The following is a 15,292-nucleotide window of genomic DNA, read 5'->3' on the forward strand; positions in this document are numbered from 1 at the left end:
CTTATTTCCCTTGTTGCTTGTTCATCGCATTCATCATTTGATTTACTTTCTTTTGGGATGGCTTCATACCCATTTGTGTCATCATCATTTTAATCATTTGTTCATTGATTGGTGGGTTTTTCTTTAAATAGTCCATCATGTATTTACGAGCGATAAAGAATCCTAAAGCCACACCAGCAATCAAAGCAATCACTGCCGTAAGAATATAATATCCCATAACCTAAACTACCTCCTCCGTGCTGTCACAAAGACATTGTACTAAACCAAAGTAATAATACCATAACTATTGTGATATTTCTATCAGATTTTGATACAAACAGACATAATAGAATAAATTCCACGGTATTTATAACAATCTCATAGTGAAATCTGTCTTATTCTACTTCATACATATAACCTCTGTTTAATAGGTCTGAGCCATGCGCAACGTTCCTTAGTTATATCCAAGGCTAAAAAATATGGATTCCACTGCCTGAGCCATTCAAAAAATATGGTCTCACATTCATACGTTCCAGTAGCATGCAGAATCAATGAATGATTGCGATATCCTAAGCTTGCTTCGCTTTGGCCGACATTTCGCTTTCTGATATAATATACCCCATTTTCCATATAACAATCTTTATTTTCCATTAGTTGATTTTCCATAAAAGAGGTAAAAAGCTGTGCATGAATCTTTTTAGTAACAAAGTTAATTTGCCTGCGGAGTATTTTTTTCTTATCCCCTTCAGATTGTTCATAATCCTGGAATAAGTTAAAAAACATATATTCTCGTCCATAATAATGACGTGCAAATTCATTCTCTATTAAATAAATAATATAAGTGCGCATACTCTTACCTCCAATTCTCTTTACATATAGTATAAAAAACTATTGTTGCATATTATGTAAAATGAACGTGCAGAGTTGTTCTAATTTTGTCGAGTAAATATTTTTTTGATTTTTCAAATTAATCTCTTATACCCATTATACATATGATTTACTCTTATCACCATTGATCATCTGTATAATTCTGTAATTTGACTGGCTACATATTCAGAACTGAAATGAAGTCCGTCTTTTATCCACCATATGATAATTCCCAATACTGATAAGCTAATATATCCGGTGATAGACTTTTTCTAATTTAGGGGCAAGTGATGCTTATTATTTCATGACATTATTGAGTGTCATCGCATTAATGATTACATTTTTTGTACCTTCTAAAAATTATATCCATTCCCCACTCGCTAGGATCAAGGGCAGCTGAGGAAAATAAAATTGATATATTTCATATTTTTAAATGGATTAGCCTACAGACATAAACACTTTAAATAAGCTTGTTTACAAAAAGCCTGGACCCATAAGTCCAGGCTTTTTACTTATTTATCCTTCAAAAATCAAATTAGCCAGTACTCCGTTTTCTGCTGGAATCCTCCAAAAACCGGTTGCCGTTATCTGATATCTACTTTATAGCAAGAATATGACCAGTACTGGATTAGCTGTTGTTAATCTCCATTTTCATGCTTAGTGAGGTTAAGACTTTCTAACCTATCATAAACTTCAACTCTGGAAAGATTATAGGACTGCCAAGTATAGTCAGTGTTCCTCATTTGCTCATATTGGACTGATAATAGATGTTTCAATTCACCAGAATTGGGGTCTGATTCATATAAGTCAATCAGTCCAGATAATCCTGTATAGGATAATTCGTTTAAATAATATAGATCAATTTTACCCGTTTCTTTATATCTACTTATATTTTTATCTACGATTAGTTGATCCAGTTGAACGATGTGCAATCCAGTGTAAAACAATAATCCGGTTAAAAAATAAAAATGTCTTAATGCAATTCGTTCAATCCAGATTTTTACTAATGTATAGGTAAAAATGACAACCAGATAAAGCATAATCGTATGTGCGAGTATTCTGAGAATCGTATATCCATAGGCCTCTTCATACATATAGAGGCGCATAAAAGCCGATGTTAGCATAACTCCGCTAAATACGATTAAAAGACTGAGAAGGACCTGTATAAGCCTTTTAGCAGCGTTCATTTGAACAGATACATACTTTAGGGTTCCAAGCAGTATGGACCAATTTATGAGGGTAACCAACAATAACTGGGCAAATCCTGTTCGCGCGCTTGAAGCATAGGTCATATCATTGAGAAGCGGGCTGCCAAAGAAATATTTAAACTGGACAATTGTAAATAATAAATAGACTCCATTAATCAGGACCAGAATCGTTGTCACAATGGTTGAATCGAACTGGACACTTCCTGCCTCTTTCATGTTAGAGGACAGTGTTTGCGGCTGTTTTAAATGTAATACATTTAGAAAACCATAAAACAAAAGAGCAAATAGGATAATAACTATCAATCTTCCAAAGAATTCACCTATTTGTACGGAAAATAACCAGTCAGGGATGTGCATAAATATCGCTTGAAAATGACTGTCTGCCGATACAAGCAATAGAATGATGATGATGAGTATCGGGAATGCAATAACAATTCCCAAACCGATGCTTTTAGCCATCCCCCCAGTTTCCCCTGCTCCCTCTTTTCTGAATTTTTTTAGGATGTAGGAGATGAATTGCTGATTGTATTTAATACTGTTTACCAGTTTTGTTTTCAGTTGTTTAATAAAGTTGACTCTGCTCCAATCAATTTTTTGTTGATTTGTAATAAGTGTTAGCTGAGCTGCTACAAGAATTGGTATAACCAACCCATTCGTTAGATAAAAAAGGACATTAAATTGATAGAAATAAGATAAACCAAGAATCCAAATACAAACCATCAGAAGGCTTCCAATTCGCATATGAGTAAATTTCGTTTTCCGAAACCTCCAAAAAAACAGTCCATAAAAAGCAAATAAGAACAACGGATAGGAAATCCCTACTTCTCCATGTAAAAAAGATAACTCAGCAAAACAGGCTAGCGCTATACATAACAGTAAAAATACTTTATCTTCTTTTTTAAACTGAATATCCATTTTAAGGATCCCCCTCTACCTAGTTTTTCTAGGTATATAGTGATAAATATACATAGTTATTCTATGTATATAGGCAAATAGTCAAAGCGAGGCTTTCTTCCCCCATAGATACCCAGCAAAACTGACTGGATATAAGATAAACGTACAAAATACACATGCAATAATAAATGGTTTATCCAGTAAGGGGTCAAACCATTGATCCGGTACGAGGTTAAAGATAACCAAATACATTAAGATAATGTTAGGGATCACCGTAATCAAAAACGTTTTCTTAATAAGCTTTTTGCCCTGATGTCCAAATTCCTTGCCAATTTCATAACCAAGCAAGACCCAAAAACCAATATAGATGGCCATTAAAAGTACAGGAATCGATGTTAGCAAAGACCATATTTCCTTGGTCCAATTCCAATCATATGTATGGTTGATAAATGTTAACAAAATTCCGCTTATAAAGAGGGACAAGTTAATTCCTGCAAATATCCACCTTGTTTTTCTTGGTGTAAGGGTTAGTTCCTGTTTCCAGGATACAGCAACTTCTTCCGGTGTACCCAGCCGCATCGATAGCTCTTTATAGATTAAGTCGGGTGACTCATCCTCATAAATGATGTCGCAAGCCATTTCGGAAATATGTAACTTATATTCTTTCATAATAGCCGCTTTATCAGGATGGGCACCCAGCAATCGATCAAGCTGACGTAAATAATCTTCTTCAGCCCGTCTCATGTTTCTGTTCTCCCCATTACCTTGTTCATGACCTGGACATATCGATTCCATTCGTTTGTTTTAATCTCTAGCATCTCTTCGCCAGCCATGGTAATACGGTAGTACTTACGAGCGGGTCCCTTCTCTTGTTCAACCCAGTAGCACTCTATATATTCCTGTTTTTCAAGCTTATGCAAAGCAGGATACAGCGTACCTTCCTTCATCTGAAATCCATGGTCACTGCGGTGATCCATTTCTTTCACCAATTCATACCCATACATATCTCTTTCTTGCAAAAGCTGCAGAACAAGAAGTGATGTACTTCCTTTTACAAGTTCACGATTAAACATTTCTTCACCTACCTAGAATTATTAGGTACATATCAAACATACATCATTTGGAATTGTTTGTAAATATATTCATAAAAAAATCACCAGAGAAAGACCCTGGCGATTTTTTAAAAATATATTTTATTTTTGTAGCATTTCTTTTACTAAAGAAACCACATTAGATGGAGTGAATCCGAATTTTTCCATTAACAATTCACCAGGGCCGGAAGCACCAAAGCGGTCAATTGCCAATATTTCACCTTCATCACCTGTATAACGGTCCCATCCGAAAGATGTACCTAATTCAATTGCTAAGCGTTTCTTAACAGTTGAAGGGATAACAGATTCTTTATATTCAGCAGATTGAGCTTCAAAGCGATCAAATGATGGCATGCTGACAACTGATACATCAATGCCGTCATTCGCTAATATAGCCTGTGCTTGAACAGCCAATCCTACTTCAGATCCAGATGCCAACAATATAGCATCGGCAGTATCCTTATTGGAAGGTGAAACTACATATCCACCTTTAGCAACGCCCTCTTCAGCTAATTCAGCTGATAACGGTAACGTAGTTAAGTTTTGGCGGGATAATACTAACGCAGTTGGTGCAGACTTGCTTGTTAATGCCGCTTTCCATGCAGCTGCCACTTCATTGCTGTCAGCCGGACGGATAAGTGAAACATTAGGCATTGCGCGCAATGCAGCCAAGTGCTCAATTGGTTCATGAGTTGGACCATCTTCTCCAACAGCAATACTGTCATGTGTAAATACATATGTGACAGGAAGATTCATTAACGCTGCTAAACGAATAGCTGGACGCAGGTAATCAGAGAATACAAAGAATGTTCCTCCATACACATGCACACCACCGTGAAGTGCCATACCGTTTAATGCAGCACCCATACCAAATTCACGTACTCCAAACCAAATGTTACGGCCATCATAGGAGCCTGGCAAGAAATCTTTTTCGCCCTTCAGCATCGTTTTGTTTGATCCAGCTAAGTCAGCGGATCCGCCAAATAAAGATGGAAGATTTTTAGCGATTGCATTTAATACTTCTCCACCTGAATTACGTGTAGCAACGGCTTTTCCTGCTTCATAAACAGGAATATCCTTATCCCAGCCTTCAGGTAATTCGCCTTTAATTGCTGTTTCTAGCTGAGCAGCAAGTTCAGGGTATTCGTTTTTATAGCTTTCAAATAATTGGTTCCATTCTTCTTCTTTTTTAGCACCAGCTTTTACAACAGTTTCTTCAAAATTGTCATAAACATCTTGTGGCACATAAAAATCTTCTTCGAATGTCCATTTGTAATATTCTTTAGTTAATTTCATTTCGTCTTCGCCAAGCGGAGCACCATGAACAGCAGATTTACCGGATTTATTTGGAGCACCGTATCCGATAACTGTTTTTACTTCAATCATAGTAGGACGGTCAAGATCTGTTTTTGCCTCTTCAAGCGCTTTAGCAATTTCATTCAAATCATTACCGTCTTCTACGCGAATGTATTGCCATCCGTAAGCTTTAAAACGCTCAGCAACACTTTCAGAGAAGCTCATGTTTAATTCGCCGTCAAGAGAGATATCATTAGAATCATATAGGACTACTAAACGTCCCAATTTTAAATGGGCAGCAAGAGAAGCAGCTTCAGCTGATACCCCTTCCATTAAATCTCCATCTCCGCAAATGCTGTATGTAAAATGATCTACAACATCAAAGTTATCTTTATTGTAGACTGCCGCCAAATGACGTTCCGCCATTGCCATACCGACTGCCATCGCAATACCTTGGCCAAGTGGTCCGGTTGTAGCTTCTACGCCTTTTGTATGTCCATATTCAGGATGTCCAGGTGTTTTACTGCCCCATTGTCTGAAATTCTTAATTTCTTCCATATCAAGGCCATAACCTGATAAGTGCAATAAGCTGTATAAAAGCATGGAACCATGTCCTGCTGATAATACAAAACGATCACGGTTAAACCAATCCGGATTTTTTGGATTATGGTTCATGAATTTGGTCCAAAGAGTATAAGCCATAGGAGCAGCTCCCATTGGCATACCAGGATGACCTGAATTAGCTTTTTCAATTGCATCGATTGAAAGAGTACGAATAGCTGTGATAGATAAATTATCTTTTTCTGTGAACATTGCCTACATCCTTTCAGATTAACCTTCTAATTTATATTAATGAAGTATAAACAGGTTGACAAGACTTTGTTGGTAAATGCTACAAAATCGTCACTCCTTAAGATATTTTTTTGGAGTCTAACCTATTATGCTATACCCTTAATGTAATTTATTATTACGTAATTTTTTTATTTTTTCAGGTGTGACATCCTTACCTTCTGGATCGATAATTGTCAAACCTTCAACCGTATTTCTCATTGAGGTACGAAAGGTTTCCAAATACTCTTTCCTCAGAAGAGATTGTTCAGTGGCTTCTTCTTTTGTAAGGCCAACTGTTTTTGATTTCTTAGATAATTCATTAATTCTTTTAATTTTATGCATTGGCAGCATGGTATTGCTCCTTCTATATAAAATATAAGTAGATATTGTCATCGTATAGAAAAACTGCGTAATTTTCAAGAATGAACTATTGATTAGTATTCTTTTTCATATATTCTGAATATCTTCGATGAATGGTGGCTTTTGAGAGATCATAGCCTTTTCTGTTTAAATTCTCCGTAATTTCAGCAAATGTTAATCCTTTAATACGCAGCTCAATAACCTCCTGTAAAGGTACCTCTGACCTTTCTCTTCCGCCTCCAAGATGTTGATTTGCTAAATTTCTTTGTGGTTTATATCCATTTTCAATTGCTCGTTTCATCCCTCTTCTGATTTTACTGTTTTGTAATTTTCGCTGATATTCCTCTACTATACTGATGATTTGCAAAAGCATGGCATCTGTTTCAGAAACCTCAAGCTCACCATTATGAGTAACCGTATATAATTTAACCCCTTCTTTATAGATGCAATGTAATAGAGCAATCTTGGCATTTCCTCTGCCCAGTCTTGTTTCATCCTGAATCAAGAGACCCTCGATTTCTCTATTTTTCATTTTTTCCAGCAAGATTAGAATGCCTTCTCGTTCTAAATCATATCCACTGGCTTGTTCTTTCTCGATTATTACCACCTCGAACCCCTTTATGGCAGCCAGTCTTGTTAACTCCTGCTCCTGCCTTTCCAGTGATGTTTCCTGTGAACTTTTATCTGTGCTGACTCTGCAATAAATTCCAACCTTCATTTTCTCTCACCATTCTTCTTTACATATAGATAAGGCCGGGAAACATTCCCGACCTTACTGATTATATAGTTATTTATCAGAATCTGCTAAGTGTAGCATTTCTGTATTTTCGTTCATTTTCTTTACAGGAATCACAATCGTTTGCCCTTCCTTTAAATGATTAATGTGCAAGTCATTATGTTCCTGAACCCAAGAGACAAATTCAGTCTGTGTCATTTCGCTGCCGTCAAAACGTTCAGCCATATCCCAAACTGTATCTCCTTTTTTAACCGTGATTTGTTGATAATCGTCTTTTGGTGCTTCAATATTTGTTACTATCATTGTAGTTATTAATAAGAAAAGACCGATAAAAAACAAGATGGAATAATTATAAGAAGTCCATAATTTTTTCATAAATAAACCCCCATCGAATGTATGTTCGTTTAATATAAATCAAGTATAAACCGAACAAACGTTTTGTGTCAATACAAAAAACGAACTTATGTTTGTACTGTTAAACAGGAAATGATATACTAAAAACAAGAAAAGCTAAAAGAGGTGCGGGAGATGACTACTAAATTATCCAAACGGCAACAGGATATTTTGCTATATATTAAAGAAGAAGTAAAAACGAAGGGCTATCCGCCTTCCGTTCGAGAAATTGGCGAAGCAGTCGGACTGGCTTCAAGTTCCACGGTTCATGGTCACTTAGCGCGATTGGAAAGCAAAGGACTCATCAGACGAGATCCTACCAAACCACGTGCTATTGAAATCCTGGATATGGATCCACATGACCATATTCCAAAAACAAATTCAGTTAATGTACCATTAATCGGGAAAGTAACTGCAGGGCAGCCTATTACAGCTATCGAAAATATAGAAGAATACTTCCCTCTGCCTGAGCATATGGCTCCTGCCGATGAAAATGTGTTTATGCTAGAAATTATGGGCGACAGTATGATTGAAGCTGGAATACTTAACGGTGACTATGTAATTGTTCGCCAGCAGCATACAGCAAACAACGGTGAAATTGTCGTAGCCATGACTGAAGATGATGAAGCTACCGTTAAACGTTTCTTTAAAGAAGATACTCATTTCCGTCTGCAGCCTGAAAATTCTATGCTCGAGCCTATCATTCTACAAAATGTCAGCATCCTTGGCAAAGTGATCGGGTTATACAGAAATATTCAATAAGAACGTTGGGACCGGCTTTCAGCCGGTTCTACTTTTGTGTTTAAAATCTATTATCTCTATTTTCTCTATTAAACTTATGCATTTAAGAATTGGCATATTCCACTTTATAAATAGATTAATACTTTTATTTATCTCGTTGTTTACATAATATTATTATGTGATACAAAAAAGCTTGCAACCATTTTGATTGCAAGCTTGAAGGTCCTATATATCCCATCCTTTGTAATAGTATCTTGATCGTTTACTCTCTTCATAACACGACTGGCAAATAGCAAATGGATAATTCCAACTTAACGGCTTATTGCATGACCGACACTTTGTTTGATATTTTTTAACCCCTTTTCTTAACTGATTATGTGCATCTGAACTGATTTCTTCTCTTACTCGCTCCCAATAGACCGTTTCACTTCTTCGATCTAATTTATACAAAAACAATAAATGCAATCCTACTGATTTATAAGATAATTCAAGTTCATCCAAGGAATCTTTCTTTATTAAAGGCTCTCTCAATTCTCTTCTATCCACAATGGCTTTCATATTATAGAGCCATTGATTAACGAGGCTCTCCTCATTCGCTGAAAAAGGTAAATGCAGAAAACCGTATAAATCAGTTATCGACATTCGTCCTTCTATTTGTTCATGGCGAATTAAATGATATAAAGCTTTTTCCTGAGTAAGCGGTGCTTTTGTTGTGCCGGAAGGATTTTTAAATTCATCCCATAATTCAAAGAATTGATCAAAACTCGAGTGATAACGTTTAAAACGTTCAAATACACCCTGTGTAGGTGCTATTGTAAATGTACTGATCGGCCGGTCTTCACCATTTAACAACCGTTTCATTAAACCAATTTGATCAGTAAATGCCACTCTTCCTTCATTATATATACCTTTACGGCCGGCACGTCCTGCTAACTGCTTTACTTCCTGGGAGGTCAATAAACGTCTTCTCGTGCCATCAAATTTATCATTTTCGAGAAAAACGACTCGTCTAATCGGTAGATTAAGCCCCATCCCGATTGCATCTGTAGATACAATCACTCGCGTCTCCCTGTTAATGAACCTCTGAATTTGTTTAGCTCTTGTTTCAGGAGGCATACTTCCATAGATGACACTTACTTTATGGCCGTTTCTTTCCAGCTTTGAAGCGGTTTGAAGCACTTTATTTCGAGAAAATACAATCAAAGCATCTCCTGCCTTGGCATGTTCGATCTTAAAAGGTTTTTTCTCTACAATCAGCGGTATATCACGTTTGTATTCATGAATTTCAATATCATTTCCCTGAAGAAGATTCAAAATCATCCTTTTCGAGTTATGACTGCCTATGATATGAACCTCGCGAGCACGAGCTTTATTAATAGCTCTAAACCAGGAAAATCCACGATCTTTATCTGCTATCATTTGCGCTTCGTCTATAACCATGACGTCGAATTCATCTTTCTCGGTAAACATTTCAATTGTGCAGGAATAATGCGTGGCATTTGCAATATCCTTTTCTTCTTCACCTGTCTTTAATGCACAGGCAATTCCGTTGTTTTTAAGCGTTTCATATACTTCAAGTGCCAATAACCTTAAAGGTGCCAGGTATATACCAGATGCAGCTTGCCTTAATCTATTTAGTGCCTGATAGGTTTTACCGGTATTTGTTTCTCCTATATGCAGAATATATTTAGTGTTACTATAAACGGTCGTCTTGTATTCCACACCAAAGATGTCATCCAGTTTCTTTTGTTTTATTTCTTCCTGTTTCCTCAGCTCTTCTAATTTCTGTTCTCTTTTTTCAATTCTCTCTTTGTGCTGAGTATGGTATAACGGCATTTGTATATCAAATTCATCCGGGTGGGTTCGAACATCTATAAGGTCCTCAATCAATTCCTGCTCTATTTCACTTTCATATTCCCATTGAAATTCACTAATATTTCCCCCGATCAATTGCCTGATCAGCTTATGATTAATCGACCCTTTAAACAAATTCTCATATTGGTTTATGATTTGATTCGGCAATTCTGATACTATAAATGGGTATATGGTTTCGTAAACAAAGGTATCGATCAGATTTTGATAAATATATTCGTCAAAAACAGAATCATCCTGGTATACATCATATCCCCAATATAAGAGGTCGTTGAGCGTTTCAAATTGGGCTTGTTTGAACCCCTTCACATTTGCTATATCCCTTTGTAATTGATTTGCCACTTTATATCTGAGTTTTAAATAAAAATAAAGCTTGTTACTGCTCAAAATACTTAAGGCCTCATCTTTTATAACGGTATTCTCATAATTCCCTTTCAATTTTTTTAGCTTGACTGTTTCAAATAATTCATCCCATCGTTCATCTGTTTCTCCAAAGTAATCTTGGATCCAACTTTTCAGATCAAAGGATTTTAGTCCACTAAGTTCTTGTTCAACCATTTTATTTATTGCTTTCTTGGAGGCTCCTTCTGTTTCTATACCACGCAGCCCCAAAAATTTAATTTTTTCAGCTCTATTCATCCGCTGAAGCGTTCGACTCTTCCATGCTAAATTCCAAATTTGATCGAAATAGCGTTCTCTGCTCTCCAAATAATCATGTATAGCTGGCTTTGTTTCGCTTTCTTCCATATATAAGGAAATATCATTCAGAATATCATTTTTTGCTTTTTCAACTGCTTCTTTATACCCTTTATTCAATATGTCCATTATTCCGTTCTCCTTCAACTGCCATAAAAATTCTCTTATAAGGCTAATATATACGATTACCCGCATATCTATAAATTTAATACATTAGTTTACATAATATTATTATGTTCTACATTAATTTTTTTCTTAATTTTTGTATTAAATCCACTTGATTCATTACTTTATATAAATCATACATATAATATCACCGGATCAATCATAATTGTTCCATTGTGTTTGCTTTGATGGCGCATTTTCTGTATATACAGCAAAAGTAAAGTATTAAACAAAATAAACTCCCCATTCATTGAGGAGTTTTGATTTATAAAGTTCTTGAACTAAAATTTTGGTTTCTTTCCTTCAAATGCCACGTTTACAAAACTAAAGCCTTTTTCATTTCTTTCCTTATGTATAATCAAGAGAGCCCATCAGAGGAAACTCCTAAAAGTAGAGAGTTATCAATATTTCACAATTGTTGTTACACCACGTTCAGTTAATAATGTTCGATGGCTAAGCTCTTCTACCCATTTTTTAGGGTTAAGCCTAAACAATCCATATTGATTTTGGTAGGTGTAACTACCAACGTTGATCATAATTGGCTCTGGAACTTCAAGGACACGCTGTATATATTCTTCATACCACTGTTGAACAGGTATTTCATAAAGCTCGATAACATCACCAATATCCATATATTTCTCCAAATAAACGAAAAAATGATTACCAAGAACTCCGACTTCATATATGTATGGCATTGATAAAACAGGTTTAACAATATCACACCACCATTTATCTGCTTCATACACTGAGAAACACATGTCTAATTCATCTATTCCATTATTATGGTAATTCTCTATTTCTTCAGGCATTATAAATGGCTTAGACGATGCTAAAAATTGAATACGCGACATATACAAGCCCTCCGTTCACTTCCATAAATTTATTTCTTAATTTTAATCAATAAATTTATTTTGAAATGATTTGAATTCCACTCTATAACTTTTTCTACTAAACTGCGAATCATTTCAAAATATATATTACCATAAATTTCAAGAATTCATTTTTTAGTTCAATAATTAAATTCTATGAAAATCAACCTTGATTATAAATTGTAGTTCCAGAATGATTCCTGTCTGAAACTGATAAAGCCAGATATAACAATGATTCCCCCACCCATAATTTGCTAATAACGACTTAAAAACCTGTACTACAACCAGCAACGTTATATATCCATTGAGCTCTCTTGTCTCAAGATATGTTTGAGAATATATTCTTTTTAATATTTGCTCCCATTCAAACTCATATATTATTATTTTGAAATCTTCTCTTCCATAAATAATTATGAGAATTCTAATCGGATTTATTAAATACATGATAAAATAACAAATAGAACAGATAAAAGATGGGAGAGGAAGAAATATATGACAACTACCGTTCATCCACAAAAAGAAACGCCTATTTTTCCCCACTCAGGCCATTTCATTGAGACAGAGAACAGACGAATTCCTATCTTAGCTCGTCACGGTGAACCACTTGTTGTGGTATTGGGAAACGTGTTAAGCGACGAGGAATGCGATACGTTGATAGAGTTAGCGAAGCAGGATATGAAACGCTCAACCGTTGGAGCAACCCGTGAAGTAAACGGTATGCGTACGAGTTCAGGTGCTTTCATTGAAGATGCTCAAAATGAAACCGTTTTACGCATTGAACAACGGCTAGCTGCCATCACTACCATTCCGTCTGAACATGGCGAGAATCTCCATATCCTTCGCTATACTCCTGGTCAAGAATACAAAGCACACTTTGATTATTTTGCTTCGACAAGTTCAGCTGCTCAAAATAACCGAATTAGTACAATTGTCTTATACCTAAATGATGTGGAAGAAGGCGGAGAAACGTATTTCCCTCACCTAGATTTATCAGTCGCTCCACAAAAAGGAATGGCGGTTTACTTTGAATATTTCTACCAAGACGAATCTCTGAACGAAAAGACCTTACATGGCGGTGCCCCGGTTACCAAGGGTGAAAAATGGATTGCTACTCAATGGATTCGGAAACAGCGTATTCGTTAACAGGACAGTAAAGCGAGGCAATGATGTATGCCTTGCTTTTTCTTTTGTTCCGATACATTCTATTAAATTATTTTAATCGTTAAGTTTTCAAGAATACAACAACCCAATTATATTAACTATAAAACTAATTAAAAAAGCATGGAGATTATCCATGCCAACGCTTAACTATCAGATAGCTGTTTACCAGCATGTGATTCGCACACTTGCTTCCAACTAACTGGGTATCATTTTATTTTTATCTGATTGATTTCATGTACGATCTCCGGATTGACTAAGGAGGATAAATCACCTGCATCTTGGTTAAGGAAGGTAGATTTGATGACTCGGCGCATAATTTTCTGGTTTCTCGTTTTTGGCAGGTCGCTCACGAAGTAAATAGCTGAAGGCTTGAGTGCTTTTCCAAGCTGATTGCCCAAAAGCTTCATGAGCTCATTTTCTAGCTCTGTACTCCCCTTTACATTCGTTTGTAAAACGGCAAAGCATACACAGGATTCCCCTTTAAGCTCATCCGGAATACCGATAGCAGCCGCTTCAATCACATCTTCATGCTTAATAAGAATGGATTCATATTCAGTCGGACCTACTCTTTTTCCTGCTATATTCAATGTATCATCAGACCGCCCTTTAATCTCCCAAAAAACGCCGTCTGTACTAACCCAATCCCCATGAACCCAGGTATTCTTATAGGTGCTCCAGTATGTATCCAAGTATCTTTCCTTCTCATTCCAGAAGCCTTTAGTCATGCCAACCCAAGGAGCGCGAATACAGAGCTCACCCACCTCGTTCGTAACAGATTCACCGGATGAATTTAATACCGTAATATCCATGCCTGGCATCGGTGAATTAAATGTAACAGGAGCAATAGGCTTCAATAAAACATTTCCTAAAATGCCGCCGGATATTTCGGTGCCTCCTGAATAATTAATAATCGGGATTTTCTTTTTCCCAACCCTTTCAAACAACCAATTCCATGGATCCGGATTCCAAGGCTCACCCGTTGATCCAAACACTTTAAGAGATGAAAGATCATGAGAACCAATCGAATCATCAGCTCTTGCCATAAGAGAACGAATTAATGTAGGTGATATTCCTAATTGCGTAACTTTCCACTTTTCAACTAACTTCCATATCTGATTAGCTGTTGGGTAGTCAGGCACCCCATCGTAAAGCATAATCGTAGCTCCGTTCATTAAACTGGCAAACAACTGGAATGGTCCCATCATCCAGCCCATATCGGTTATCCAGAGAAGCTTATCACCTTTGACCACGTCCATTGAGATTCTTGCATCAATCGCTGACTTTATCGGGAAACCGGTATGAGTGTGGACTGTTCCTTTTGGTTTACCTGTTGTCCCTGATGTATAAATGAGCATGAATGGGTCATCACTCTTCATTTCAGCAGAGGTGTCCACCGAATCAGTTGCTTCGATTTGAGTCCAGGATACAAATGAGCCACGCATCCCAGTCTCTCCCACTACAACTACCTTCTCCAAAGTATCCATTTCATCTAAAACATTTGTAACTGTCTTTAACATATCGACCTTTTTACCACGTCGAGTATAGGACTCTGCCGTTATAATCATTTTGGAGCCTGCTGCGTTTACCCGTGTCTTTAGGGCATCCTCTGCAAAACCGGAGAATACAGGCGAGACAACCGCTCCAATTTTTGCAGCAGCCAGAATGGCTACAATGGTCTCCGGAATCATTGGCATATAGATGGTTATTCTATCTCCACGTACAATCCCCTGTTCCAATAACCCTCCTGCCACTCGGCTCACCCAACCATATAATTGCGGAAAGGAGATTTTCTTTGTTTGTCCTAATTCATTTTCATATTCGATTGCATGATAATCAGAATATATCCATTTCTCTATACAAGAATCCACAATATTACAGGTTCCACCGACATACCAATCCGGGAATTCAATCCCATTTGATAAATCCATTACTTTTTTATATGGTGTTTTCCAACTGAACCCCAATTCTTTTTCGACCTCTCCCCAATACCATTCGGGTTTTTCAATCGATTTAGCATAAAATTGGTCATAGTCTTTAAAGCCCAGTTCTTGTATCCATTTATAAAGACGCAGGTTAGAAATCGTACGATGATCGGGTATCCAGGCTACTTGGCTCATGAAAGAACCCTCCGTT

General features: G+C 36.6%; 14 protein-coding genes. 2 read left to right on the plus strand and 12 right to left on the minus strand.

The genetic code is table 11. The features are described from left to right. Window position 1 precedes the first annotated feature (1 nt). The 9 genes from A8L44_RS08155 to yneA all read right to left on the minus strand — a co-directional run bounded on the left by A8L44_RS08155 (window position 2) and on the right by yneA (window position 7,637). Window positions 2–217 (minus strand): YneF family protein, encoded by a 216-nt coding sequence (locus A8L44_RS08155; protein ID WP_066103996.1) that lies wholly within the window; start codon window positions 215–217, stop codon window positions 2–4. 167 nt (window positions 218–384) lie between these two features. Then, window positions 385–828: a sporulation inhibitor of replication protein SirA gene (gene sirA, locus A8L44_RS08160; RefSeq protein WP_066103999.1), complete on the minus strand. Its 444-nt coding sequence runs from the start codon at window positions 826–828 to the stop codon at window positions 385–387. A gap of 656 nt (window positions 829–1,484) precedes the next feature. Then, complete coding sequence (locus A8L44_RS08165; RefSeq protein WP_066104003.1) at window positions 1,485–2,969, minus strand: DUF4153 domain-containing protein; 1,485 nt, start codon at window positions 2,967–2,969, stop codon at window positions 1,485–1,487. Between the two features lie 81 nt (window positions 2,970–3,050). Then, window positions 3,051–3,692 (minus strand): hypothetical protein, encoded by a 642-nt coding sequence (locus A8L44_RS08170; protein WP_066104006.1) that lies wholly within the window; start codon window positions 3,690–3,692, stop codon window positions 3,051–3,053. After that, complete coding sequence (locus A8L44_RS08175; protein WP_066104010.1) at window positions 3,689–4,021, minus strand: PadR family transcriptional regulator; 333 nt, start codon at window positions 4,019–4,021, stop codon at window positions 3,689–3,691. Before A8L44_RS08175 ends, A8L44_RS08170 begins: the two co-directional genes overlap by 4 nt. 120 nt (window positions 4,022–4,141) lie before the next feature. Next, window positions 4,142–6,148 carry a transketolase gene (tkt, locus tag A8L44_RS08180; protein WP_066104013.1) on the minus strand — a complete coding sequence of 669 codons (2,007 nt, stop codon included), beginning with the start codon at window positions 6,146–6,148 and terminating at the stop codon, window positions 4,142–4,144. Between the two features lie 138 nt (window positions 6,149–6,286). Next, on the minus strand, window positions 6,287–6,517 hold the full coding sequence (locus A8L44_RS08185; protein ID WP_066104018.1) for a DUF896 domain-containing protein: 231 nt from the start codon (window positions 6,515–6,517) through the stop codon (window positions 6,287–6,289). A 76-nt stretch (window positions 6,518–6,593) separates the two neighbouring features. Further along, window positions 6,594–7,244, minus strand: coding sequence for a YneB family resolvase-like protein (locus A8L44_RS08190; RefSeq protein ID WP_066104021.1), 651 nt, complete (start codon window positions 7,242–7,244; stop codon window positions 6,594–6,596). A 69-nt stretch (window positions 7,245–7,313) separates the two neighbouring features. Continuing rightward, window positions 7,314–7,637, minus strand: a complete 324-nt coding sequence (gene yneA / locus A8L44_RS08195) for a cell division suppressor protein YneA (RefSeq protein ID WP_066104023.1) — start codon at window positions 7,635–7,637, stop codon at window positions 7,314–7,316. Between the two features lie 153 nt (window positions 7,638–7,790). Here yneA and lexA point away from each other — a divergent pair, with 153 nt between their 5' ends. Continuing rightward, window positions 7,791–8,417, plus strand: a complete 627-nt coding sequence (gene lexA, locus A8L44_RS08200) for a transcriptional repressor LexA (protein ID WP_066104026.1) — start codon at window positions 7,791–7,793, stop codon at window positions 8,415–8,417. Window positions 8,418–8,621: 204 nt separating this feature from the next. Here lexA and A8L44_RS08205 read toward each other — a convergent pair whose 3' ends face one another. Both A8L44_RS08205 and A8L44_RS08210 read right to left on the minus strand, forming a co-directional pair. Next, a complete protein-coding gene (locus tag A8L44_RS08205) occupies window positions 8,622–11,093 on the minus strand; it encodes a helicase-related protein (protein WP_066104028.1) in 2,472 nt (823 codons plus the stop codon). Between the two features lie 437 nt (window positions 11,094–11,530). Further along, window positions 11,531–11,980: a hypothetical protein gene (locus A8L44_RS08210; RefSeq protein ID WP_066104031.1), complete on the minus strand. Its 450-nt coding sequence runs from the start codon at window positions 11,978–11,980 to the stop codon at window positions 11,531–11,533. 510 nt (window positions 11,981–12,490) lie between these two features. Between A8L44_RS08210 and A8L44_RS08215 the strand changes: the two genes are divergently transcribed. After that, window positions 12,491–13,141: a 2OG-Fe(II) oxygenase gene (locus tag A8L44_RS08215; RefSeq protein ID WP_066104035.1), complete on the plus strand. Its 651-nt coding sequence runs from the start codon at window positions 12,491–12,493 to the stop codon at window positions 13,139–13,141. A gap of 224 nt (window positions 13,142–13,365) precedes the next feature. On the opposite strand, the gene A8L44_RS08220 is transcribed toward A8L44_RS08215, so the two are convergent. Then, window positions 13,366–15,276: an AMP-binding protein gene (locus A8L44_RS08220; protein ID WP_066104038.1), complete on the minus strand. Its 1,911-nt coding sequence runs from the start codon at window positions 15,274–15,276 to the stop codon at window positions 13,366–13,368. Window positions 15,277–15,292 lie beyond the last annotated feature (16 nt).

This window comes from Bacillus sp. FJAT-27986, from assembly GCF_001685035.1.
GTDB lineage: Bacteria > Bacillota > Bacilli > Bacillales > Pradoshiaceae > Pradoshia.

Excerpts from the sequence above, each read along its gene's own strand:
- A8L44_RS08210 (WP_066104031.1), bottom strand. The coding sequence starts at position 11,980 with ATGTCGCGTATTCAATTTTTAGCATCGTCTAAGCCATTTATAATGCCT.
- A8L44_RS08215 (WP_066104035.1), top strand. The coding sequence starts at position 12,491 with ATGACAACTACCGTTCATCCACAAAAAGAAACGCCTATTTTTCCCCAC.
- A8L44_RS08155 (WP_066103996.1), bottom strand. The coding sequence starts at position 217 with ATGGGATATTATATTCTTACGGCAGTGATTGCTTTGATTGCTGGTGTG.
- A8L44_RS08185 (WP_066104018.1), bottom strand. The coding sequence starts at position 6,517 with ATGCTGCCAATGCATAAAATTAAAAGAATTAATGAATTATCTAAGAAA.
- tkt (WP_066104013.1), bottom strand. The coding sequence starts at position 6,148 with ATGTTCACAGAAAAAGATAATTTATCTATCACAGCTATTCGTACTCTT.
- A8L44_RS08170 (WP_066104006.1), bottom strand. The coding sequence starts at position 3,692 with ATGAGACGGGCTGAAGAAGATTATTTACGTCAGCTTGATCGATTGCTG.
- A8L44_RS08220 (WP_066104038.1), bottom strand. The coding sequence starts at position 15,276 with ATGAGCCAAGTAGCCTGGATACCCGATCATCGTACGATTTCTAACCTG.
- yneA (WP_066104023.1), bottom strand. The coding sequence starts at position 7,637 with ATGAAAAAATTATGGACTTCTTATAATTATTCCATCTTGTTTTTTATC.
- A8L44_RS08175 (WP_066104010.1), bottom strand. The coding sequence starts at position 4,021 with ATGTTTAATCGTGAACTTGTAAAAGGAAGTACATCACTTCTTGTTCTG.
- A8L44_RS08205 (WP_066104028.1), bottom strand. The coding sequence starts at position 11,093 with ATGGACATATTGAATAAAGGGTATAAAGAAGCAGTTGAAAAAGCAAAA.
- sirA (WP_066103999.1), bottom strand. The coding sequence starts at position 828 with ATGCGCACTTATATTATTTATTTAATAGAGAATGAATTTGCACGTCAT.
- A8L44_RS08165 (WP_066104003.1), bottom strand. The coding sequence starts at position 2,969 with ATGGATATTCAGTTTAAAAAAGAAGATAAAGTATTTTTACTGTTATGT.
- A8L44_RS08190 (WP_066104021.1), bottom strand. The coding sequence starts at position 7,244 with ATGAAGGTTGGAATTTATTGCAGAGTCAGCACAGATAAAAGTTCACAG.
- lexA (WP_066104026.1), top strand. The coding sequence starts at position 7,791 with ATGACTACTAAATTATCCAAACGGCAACAGGATATTTTGCTATATATT.